We start from the raw sequence: 9,713 nt of genomic DNA, 5'->3' as shown, positions 1-9,713 counted from the left end.
GGCGAAGTGCTCCGCCCGGCCCACCGGCCCCTCACCCGCCCCGCCAGACGGAGGGCACCATGGCTTCCCGAGCAGTCGCCGACTACCAGTGGCAGGGCGCCGCCATGCTGCGCGCCACCACCAGCCCCGGGCCGGCAGACATCCCCCGCACCCTCGACCTCGACAACGTGGTCGTCACCCGCGGGTGGCTGAACCGGATCTGGCAGCGCGAGGACTTCCGCAGCGCGCTGGAGCCGGCCACCCCCGTCCTGTCCGACGCCATCGAGGCAGTCGTCCAAGGCCGACAGATCGAGCCCCGTCACGTCCGCCGCACCGCCATATCGACGGTCTCCTACCTCCTGCGGTGGCAGCACCGGCCAACCCCGTTGGGCCTGTTCGCAGGCGTCGCCCCCGTGACGGTCGGGCCCCGGGGGACCGCGCGATGGCTGGACAAGCACCGCGTACTGATCCGGCCGGACGCCGAATGGGTCACCGAGATGGTCCTCCGGCTCCAGCGCACTCCCGCCTTACTGAAGCGGCTCCCGCTCGTCGCCAACAACGCCGCGCACCCGCGTGGCGATCGGCTCGTGGCGCCGGGCCCGCCCTCCGACGGCCACGCCGTCCTCCTTGCCCCGGTCGAGATATCCGTCCACAACGCCCGGCCGGTGGCCGCCGCAATGAACGCGGCCCGCGCCCCCATCCCTTATGGCAATCTGCACGACCACCTGCACGACAGCTTCCCGCAAGCCACCCGGGAGCAGATCGACACGCTTCTCACCAGCCTGGTCGAGCAGCAATTCCTCATCACCAGCCTGTGGGCGCCCATGACCACGGTGGACGCGCTCCAGCACCTGTGCCACGAGTTGCAACGGCACGACGCGAACAGCGTCCCCGAAGTGCGGGACCTGGTCCAAGAGCTGTACGCCCTGTGCGACGACCTGTCCGCCCACCAGCCGACACACTCCGACACCAGCGTGAGTGCCATCACCACACGGATGCGCGCCCTCACCCCCGTCACGCCGACCCCGCTGCTCATCGACACCGCCCTCGACTGCGAGATCCAGCTCCCGCAGGCCGTGATCGCGGAAGTGCAAGCAGCCGTGTCAGCCCTCTACCGGACCACCCCCCAGCCCTACGGCTACCAGCACTGGCGCGACTACCACCGCCGGTTCCGGGCCCGATACGGCGTCGGCGCCCTCGTACCGGTCATGGACCTAGTCTCCGACAGCGGCCTCGGGCTGCCCGCCGGCTACATCGGCTCCGAACGCGGCGCGGCCCTGAAGGTGCGCACCGACCGAGACGAGCTGCTGCTCGCGCTGATGCAGCAAGTCTTCCTCGACGGCCGCGACGAACTTCGGCTGACGGACGACATGGTCAACGCCTTGGAGAAGGCCGCCGGGAAGGATGAGCGGTTGTTCGTGCCCCGAGTAGAGGCCGCCTTCGAGGTCCATTCCTCCAGCACCCGGGCGCTGTCCGACGGCACCTTCGACATCCTGCTCACCGCGGCGCCCCGCCCCGGCAGCAGCATGGCGGGCCGGTTCGCCCACGTCCTGCCGCCCGAGCACCAGCACGCCCTTGCCGCCACCTATGGCGGGGGACCGGACCGCCTCACGGCGCAACTCGTGTTCCCGCCTCGCCGACACCGCAACGAGAACGTCACCCGCACACCGCGACTGCTGCCGCACATCATCGAGCTGTCCGGCCACCAAGAGCGTGACGATACAGCGATCCGGCTCGCCGACATCGCCGTCACCGCAGACCCGCGCAGCTTCCACCTCGTGCAGCTCTCCACCGGTCGGCGCATCGACGTGCGGGTCCTGCACGCCCTGGAAGGCGGGACTCAGACCCCGCCGCTGGCACGGTTCCTCGCCGAGGTGGCAAACGGACGGTACGCCGCCTACAAGCCGTTCGACTTCGGCGCGGCTTCCCGGCTCCCGTTCCTCCCCCGGGTCCGCTACCGCCGCACCATCCTCACCCAGGCCCGTTGGCTGCTGCTGGCGGACGACCTGCCCGGCCGCAAAGCCCCGGGGGAGGAGTGGGAGAACGCCTTCACCGCCTGGCGGGAGCGACTGCGGGTCCCCATGCAGGTCGCCGCCATCGAATACGACCAGCGACTCCCCTGCGACCTGTCCCACCCTGTCCACCTCCGGGTCCTGCGCGCACACCTCGACAACGCCCGGCGCGTGGAACTGCGCGAGGTCCCAGACGCGGACGCCCACGGTTGGATCGGGCGGGCACACGAGATCTGGCTCTCCCTGGGCCGGTCCGAGCCGGACACCCCCTACGTGCCCCGGCCGCGCCCCGCCACGGCGACGGCCAGCGGAAGGCACTTCCCGGGGGCCGGCAGCGTCCTTCTCGCGCAGCTCCACGCCCATCCGCGCCGCTACGACGAGATCCTGAGCCGCCACCTCCCGCGCCTGCTCGCCGCGTTCGAGGAGAAGCCTCCGACCTGGTGGTTCACCCGTCACCGGGAGATGGCCCGGCCGGACGCCGACCAGCACCTCGCCCTCGCTCTGCACCTGCCGCCGGACGCGTACGCGGTCGGCTCACAGCACATCCACGCCTGGACGGACAACCTGCACAGGATGGGTCTGGCGTCCGGGCTCGTCCTGGGCCCCTACCAGCCCCAGACAGGCCGCTTCGGCCACGGGCCGGTCATGGACGCCGCGCACCAGGTGTTCGCCACGGACTCCGCCGCCGCCCTCGCTCAGATCCAGTTCGCCGAGCGCACCGACGCCTTCGCCCCACAAGCCCTCGCCGCCGCCAGCGCCCTGCGCCTCGTCACACCCCTGGCACCGGACACCACGGCGGCCGAGGAGTGGCTGGTACGCAACCTCCCCCAGGCCACCGGGCGGTTGAACCGGGTCCTGCGCAGCCAGGTGCTCGAACTCGCGTCGCCGAACGGCACCTCCGCGCTCGCGCCCCTCCCCGGCGGTCCACAGGTCACTGAAGCGTGGCGTACCCGCGCGACTGCCATGGACACCTACCGGACGGCCCTGGCCGCTGAGCGTGATCCGCTCGAAGTCGCCCGGTCGCTGCTGCACCAGCACCACGTCCGTGCTCTGGGCGTCGATCCGCGGACCGAGGAGACCACGATCCGGCTCGTGCGAACGGCGGCCCTTCAGCACAGGATGGCGGCCCGATGACCACGTCGGCCACCCCTACCGCAGCAACCCTGGAGCAGTACACCGCCCATCTGGCGGAGCCCCCGCCTCCCCCTCCGGAGGAGCCCTGGGCGGTGCAGTCGCTCGCCGACGGCGCCGCCGGAATCAGCCTGCTGCACATCGAGACGGCCAGCCGGGACGGCGCCTCCTGGCGCTCCGCCCACCGGTGGATCATGAGCGCGGCCTCCGGGCCCATCAGCGCGGCCGACCAGACGGGCCTGTTCCTCGGCGCCCCGGCCGTCGGCTTCCTCCTCAGCGCCGTTCCTCCGGCCTACCAGCATCTGTACGCCTCGGCGCGCACGACCCTGCACCAGCACATCACCGACCTCGCCAACCGCCGAGTCGACGCCGCGCTCGCTCGCATCGATCGGGGAGACCTACCGACGTTCGCGGAGTACGACCTCTTCTACGGCCTCACGGGGATCGGCGCCTACCTCCTACGCATCGAGCCCGAGGGCCGGGCCCTGGAGAGGATCTTGCAGTACCTCGTCGCCCTGACCAGGCCGCTCGCTTCTTACGGTCGCAGGCTGCCCGGTTGGTGGGTCCGCCACGACCCTGCCCGAGGCGAGTCCCCCAACTTCCCCGACGGGCACGGCAACTTCGGTGCCGCGCACGGCATTACCGGCCCGCTGCTCCTCCTGGCTCAGTCCCTGCGTCGCGGCATCACCGTCCATGGCCAACGGGACGCCATCTTCACCATCTGCGCCCATCTCGACGCCTGGTGCCAGTACGGCGATTCCGGGCCGTGGTGGCCCGAGCACATCTCACGGCGCGACCTGAACCACGGACGGCCCCATCACGACGCCCCCACCCGTCCGAGCTGGTGCTACGGCACGACCGGCATCGCACGGGCCGGCCAGCTCGCCGGGATCGCCCTGGGCTCACCCACGCTCCAGCAGTTCTACGAGGATGCCCTGTACCGATCCTTGTCCGATCCCGCGCAACTCGCCCTGGTCACCGACAGCGGCCTCTGCCACGGCTGGGCGGGCGTCTACCAGACCGCTCACCGCGCAGCCGCGGACGCGCTTGACCTGCGGTTGCACTCCCTGCCGGAACGCCTTGGTGACGCCCTCAGCGCATCCGCATCCGACCAGTCCGGCTCCCTATCGGCTCCCGGCCTGATCAACGGCGCCGCTGGTACCGCGCTCGCCCTCACCGCCTTCGCCTCACAACAGGCGCCGATCACCGGATGGGACGCATGTCTCTTGATCGACTGACTCAGCCAACCGAGCCGAGCCCGACGCAGCACGCCGTCCTCGCCGTCCTTACCGGCCTGTCGCTCGCCGACGCGGCACACCGATACGAGATGAACCCCGTCGTCCTCTCCGACGCGATCGCGGTGTACGACCAGGCTGGCCGGGAAGCGCTGGCCCGCCAAGCGGCCACCACCGACTGGTGGCAGACATATCTCCACTTCAGCGATTGGTCGAACGCTGACACCGCCTTCACCACGCACGTCCTCCCCATCCTGCGCAAGGCTGAGGCCGCTGGTGCGATCGACGGCTGGTGGTACACCAGAAAGCACCCCTGCTGGCGCTTGCGCGTCCGAATCCATCCCGCTGGTAACCCCAAGTCGGCCATCGGCGAGGGCTTCGACCGCCTCGTCTCCAAAGGGCACCTCCAAGGCTGGTGGCCCGGCATCTACGAACCGGAGACTCCGGCGTTCGGCGGGGAGACCAGCATGACGGCCGCACACGCCTTGTTCGTCACAGACAGCCGAGAGATCCAGCAGATGCGTCAGCGCGGCCTCACCGTCGGGCCCCGCGAGCTGTCCGTCCTGCTGTGCACGATCATGATGCGCGCCGCCCGGCTGGAGTGGTACGAGCAGGGTGATGTCTGGGACCGCGTCATCACGACGGAACACCGCTCGGCCGTCAGAGACGTTCCGCCAGAACGGCTCAACGCCCGCGCCCAGGAGATCCGCCCCCTGCTTCTCGCCGACAGCAACGCCCTGCTGGACACCGGGGGGCCGTTGGCACCCGTCGCCGAGTGGGCCGCCGCGTTCCGCAGCACCGGCGAGACACTCGCTCAAGCCGTCCAGGACGGAACACTGGATCGTGGGCTGCGGCAAGTGCTCAGCTACCACGTGATCTTCCACTGGAACCGGCTCGGGTTGTCTATGCGTGGGCAGAGTGTCTTGGCTTGGGCGGCCAGGATGGCAATCCTGCACGGCGACGAGCACGAGGAGAGCTGAGGTGCCTGACATCGCACGTGTCCCGAGACCGCGAGTTGAAAGTTCCCCCCGAGTGTTCGACGTCCACCGAAGCATGAGGCAGCAGAGCGGCGACCACCTCAACGGCACCTACCCCTACTTGGTGTGAGCCGCGCAGGTTCGAACCCTACTGAACGCACCACTGGATGGACACGGTTCACTTCGAGGCTCGTCTCGCGCGCACCACCGCTTCGATCATGTCAGCCGCTGTGGCGACGTCCTCGTGCTCCCAGACGCGGATGACGGTCCAGCCCGCACTCCTCAGGCGCTGGTTGGTGTCCTCGTCTCGTAGACGGTTTCCTTGCACCTTGTCCGTCCAGAACTCAGGGTTCTTCGTCGAGGCACGATGGTGTTCGGGGCAGCCGTGCCAGAAGCAACCGTCCACGAAGACCGCGACCCCGTCTCGGGGGAAGACGACGTCGGCCCTACGGGGCAGTTCCGCGACCGGTCGCGCGTCGACGCGGTAGCGCAGTCCCCGTGCGTGGAGCAGCGATCTGAGCTGTAGCTCTGGCTTGGTGTCCTTGCCACGGTTTCCACGCATCACCGAGCGCGTCGCACCCGACGAAGCCCAGGACTCGCTGGGGGCTGGTTCCTCCACCAGCAGGCCCCGTTCCCAGGCGCGATCCCATGCCTCGACAAGGTTCGCGCGCCGGGAGCTATGCTCGACCTCGCCCAGGGGGATTTCAGGAGAGTCGCCGTTGTCGGACCAGCGCAGGAACGCCCTGATCCGCCGGGTCTTGGCCCACACCCGGAGCGACACCGAGGCACAGGCATATCGCCCATCTCCGAGGTCCACAGTCCGCCGGTGGCGACCTCCCGCCGCACGGTTCTGCTCCCGCGTCGGTGAAGTGCCCGTGCGACGCTTCCAGGCGCGCTCCGGCGGGAGCTTGTCCTTCCAGGGACTTTGGCCGCGTTCCTTCGCCGTCATCACTTGTCCTCGGGCGCGGCGTCCAAGGCCCGAGCGACCGCGTTGGAGAAGAACTCGCCCAGCATGACGGGAACGGCGTTCCCCAGTTGCCGCATCTTCTCGCCGCGTGGACCTTCGAGCTTCCATTTATCCGGAAAGGTCATGACCCGCGCAGTCTCACGGACGGTCATGTATCGGTACCGGTACTCCCACTCGCCAGGCTTTCCCGGAATCGGGTCGCGCTGATCCAGCTCAATCACGGATTCACCGCCCGGCACGCCGTGTACGCCGGCCTTCACGGTCTTGGCCGGACGGTCCATTTCGTTTGGTGTGTGCCCGTCGTACTTGCGAGCGTTGGGCCAGCCGACGTGATAGGCGACACCCCCATGCTCCTTCTTGCGATCCTGCTCGTGCAGTGGGATCACAGGCAGAGGGTCCTCCCCATGGCGAATACCCTGCAGCGCGTCGCGCAGAGTCCGCCAAGGCTTGCGACCGTCGTCGTCCGGCAGGACCTTGGGCAGCCGGGCTTCGACACGCGCGCGGACGTCCGGCGGGATGTTGGGTTCGTGCCGCCTCCAGTAGTCGCCGAGCATCATCGAACGGATCAGCGCCGTCTCCGAGTACCACTCCTCGGCGGGCGGCTCCTGTACCGACTTTCGGAATGCCTCGACGTCGACTCCGAGGTTGGCACGGAAAGCGACCAGGATGACTCGGTTCCGGATCTGCGGCACCCCGTAGTCGGCCGCGTTGACCTCGGTCATCACGACCTCGTAGCGCTCGGCCGGATCAACGTCGCCGCGCTTCTTGGCCTTCTCCAGTGTGGCCAGGTGGGTCTTCCAGTCCGTCCCGTCGACGCGCTCCAGGAAAGGGAACTCCAACTCAAGCTTGATGTAGTCGAAGTACTCGCGGAACGAAGGCCGAAGGAGCCCTCGGACGTTCTCGCAGATGACCGCTTTGGGCTTGATCTCACGGATCGCCCGGAACATTTCGGGGAACATGTTTCGCTTGTCCTCGTCCCCCTTGGCGATGCCTCCCAGGCTGAACGGCTGACACGGCGGGCCGCCGGCCAACAGGTCCACCTCACCCTCGAAGCGGTCGAAGTCGACCTTCTGGACGTCGCCGGCGACGAGAGGACACTTCTCGCCTTCAGCGGGAGGCTCAGGCTTGGTGCCCGCCGGAAGCAACGCGTAGTCGTTCGCCTCCAAGGTCTGGCAGGCCCGGGGAGCGTGCTCGTTCACGAGCAAAGGGCGGAAACCCGCGAGCTCAACGGCCTGGGCCAGCCCTCCAGCACCCGCGAACAGCTCAACGCTGGTACGCCGCCGATTTTGCTCTTCTCGCTGTTCAGACATTGCAAAAGCATACCGCGGAGTGGGCGGGTATCAAAGCGTTTGGCGAGAGCGTTCATCCTCGGTCGCACACGGTCGGTAAAGTTCCTGCGATCACCCATGGAAGGGAATCGAGCGCATGGCGCCGACCGAGCCGTACTCCGATAAGGCCAAGTACCACAAGGATTTCAAGCTCAACATCACCAAGGCCCTTGGCGACCAGCTCGCGGAGGAGCTGCAGACGCTCGCCCACGCGCCGCTGACCGAGGAGAGCATCAGCTCGCTCACGCTGGCGGGGGGCGTCTACCAGCTCTACCACCAGGGTGAATTCGTGTACGTGGGCAAGGCGGACAGCTCGCTTCCCGACCGGCTTCGGAATCACCTGCGGAAGATCGCCGGGCGCCGCAACATCCCGCTGAGCGACCTGACGTTCTCATGCCTCTACGTCGACGACGACTTCTCCGCGCTGGCTCCCGAGCAACTGTTGATCTACCACCACAAGCGCCGCAACGGCATTCCGTGGAACAACAACGGCTTCGGCAACAAGGACCCAGGACGCCAGCGAGACACGTCCCTGGTGAAGGCCGGCCACTTCGATATGCGCTTCCCCATCGACCTCGACTTCGCGGTCACCGGTCTCGTACCCGGGGTCGCCAGCCTGGAGCGGTTGCTGAAGACCGCCAAGGAACGGCTGCCCTACGTGTTCCGCTACCAGTCGCTGCCGCCGAGGTTCAAGCAGGCGATCGTTGAGATTCCCTCGCCAACGATGACAGCCGACTCCCTGTTCAGGCTTATCAGCTCGGCGATACCAGACGACTGGCAGATCGTCGCTCTCATGGGCTACGTGATCATGTATCCGGACAGCCCGCAGACATACGCGAGCGCTAGCCGCTACTACCGAGCTGGAGGCTCCATCGAGGCGAGGCCACAGGTGGACCTTGTTCACCCAGTGGAGGAGGACGTCCTGCCCCTCGGATCGGACAACGATGAGTGATATCTCGCCCCTCCCCATCGAAGCGATCTCGGACACGCAGACCCAGCCACCCGAAAGCACACCGGCCCGGTATCCGGGGAAGCCGAAGAAGCCGAGGAAGTGGAGAACGAGGGCCCGCACGCTGACGGAGTACAACCCCCTGGATCTCGACAACCTCGGCCGCAGCGTCGCGGAAGCGCTAACCCGTTGCGTACCCGAGCCGATCACGGACGTAGAGATCATGTTCGGCGCCGGCGTGTACGCGCTCTACTACACAGGCGACAACAGCCTCTACGAGGCGATCAGCAACCCGGACTGCGAGGTGCCGATCTATGTCGGTCAGGCTCGGCCGCAGGGCACACGCAAGGGCGTAGTCGACCCTGCCAAGCAGACATGTCCCCTGTGGGACAGGATCGGCGAGCACCGAGTCTCCCTCGAACACGCTGAGGGCTTGGATGTGGCCGACTTCAAGGTCCGCTACCTGGTCGCCATCGAGGCATTCGTCTCGCTCGCCGAGCGAGCCCTTATCCGGGGCCACCGCCCAGTCTGGAACCGCACGGTCGACGGCTTCGGCAACCATGACCCGGGCGCGAACCGTCGCGGTGATGGCGCGCGACCACCCTGGGACGAACTCCACCCCGGGCGGTGGTGGTCCCATCCACTACACATGCCGAAGCCCAGCACGGTGGCCGCCGACGAGTCCAGAGCGCGAATCGCGGCGCACTTCGCGGAGGACCCGGAGCAACTCGCCGCTGAGGAGAAGGACGAGCCGGTCTCCGATGACCCAGACGTAGACGACGACTCGGAGACCATCGACGGCCTCACATAGGGATCCGGGGAGTACCTGACACTTCAGGGAGTGACGAGACCGAGCAGAGCGGGCGCGGCACTGCCGGATCGGCCGCAAGGCCGATGCCAGGAGGGGCTAACCGGGGTACCGGAGGGTTGCGGTCTGGGTTGCATTCAGCTCCGTTCGCGGGGGTCCAAGTAGACCGACTGGGAGCATCCCACCGCAGGCCAGGACGTTGACGAACCCGTCCGAACCCCTTGACGAACATTTGGAAAGCGTGTTGGGTTCACACCCTCACGAGTTCGAATCTCGTATCCTCCGCCAGTGCCTCACCGGGCACGATGTCGAAGGGCCCCCCCCCCC

7 protein-coding genes are annotated in these 9,713 nt (G+C 68.0%); 5 read left to right on the top strand and 2 right to left on the bottom strand.

All coding sequences use genetic code 11. From position 1 onward, the window contains the following. Positions 1-59 precede the first annotated feature (59 nt). From ACFXAZ_RS38570 to ACFXAZ_RS38560, 3 genes are read left to right on the top strand one after another with little or no spacing between them, the layout of a single operon-like run. The gene (locus ACFXAZ_RS38570) at positions 60-3,125 is read left to right on the top strand and encodes a lantibiotic dehydratase (protein WP_384601460.1); all 3,066 of its coding nucleotides are present in this window, start codon (positions 60-62) and stop codon (positions 3,123-3,125) included. Then, positions 3,122-4,360 (top strand): lanthionine synthetase C family protein, encoded by a 1,239-nt coding sequence (locus ACFXAZ_RS38565; protein WP_384601457.1) that lies wholly within the window; start codon positions 3,122-3,124, stop codon positions 4,358-4,360. The genes ACFXAZ_RS38570 and ACFXAZ_RS38565 overlap by 4 nt, the downstream gene beginning before the upstream one ends. Next, on the top strand, positions 4,342-5,337 hold the full coding sequence (locus ACFXAZ_RS38560; RefSeq protein ID WP_384601454.1) for a thiopeptide-type bacteriocin biosynthesis protein: 996 nt from the start codon (positions 4,342-4,344) through the stop codon (positions 5,335-5,337). Before ACFXAZ_RS38565 ends, ACFXAZ_RS38560 begins: the two co-directional genes overlap by 19 nt. Positions 5,338-5,512: 175 nt before the next feature. On the opposite strand, the gene ACFXAZ_RS38555 is transcribed toward ACFXAZ_RS38560, so the two are convergent. Beyond that, positions 5,513-6,283: a very short patch repair endonuclease gene (locus ACFXAZ_RS38555; protein ID WP_384601451.1), complete on the bottom strand. Its 771-nt coding sequence runs from the start codon at positions 6,281-6,283 to the stop codon at positions 5,513-5,515. Continuing rightward, a complete protein-coding gene (locus ACFXAZ_RS38550; RefSeq protein ID WP_384601448.1) occupies positions 6,283-7,611 on the bottom strand; it encodes a DNA cytosine methyltransferase in 1,329 nt (442 codons plus the stop codon). Before ACFXAZ_RS38550 ends, ACFXAZ_RS38555 begins: the two co-directional genes overlap by 1 nt. A 115-nt stretch (positions 7,612-7,726) precedes the next feature. On the opposite strand from ACFXAZ_RS38550, the gene ACFXAZ_RS38545 reads away from it, so the two are divergent. Both ACFXAZ_RS38545 and ACFXAZ_RS38540 read left to right on the top strand, forming a co-directional pair. Next, positions 7,727-8,581: a GIY-YIG nuclease family protein gene (locus ACFXAZ_RS38545; RefSeq protein WP_384601445.1), complete on the top strand. Its 855-nt coding sequence runs from the start codon at positions 7,727-7,729 to the stop codon at positions 8,579-8,581. Further along, positions 8,574-9,389, top strand: coding sequence for an Eco29kI family restriction endonuclease (locus tag ACFXAZ_RS38540; RefSeq protein ID WP_384601442.1), 816 nt, complete (start codon positions 8,574-8,576; stop codon positions 9,387-9,389). Before ACFXAZ_RS38545 ends, ACFXAZ_RS38540 begins: the two co-directional genes overlap by 8 nt. Positions 9,390-9,713 lie beyond the last annotated feature (324 nt).

The sequence above is a fragment of the Streptomyces sp. NPDC059477 genome (assembly GCF_042749375.1).
GTDB lineage: Bacteria > Actinomycetota > Actinomycetes > Streptomycetales > Streptomycetaceae > Streptomyces.
This window is presented reverse-complemented; position numbering and strand designations above follow the sequence as displayed.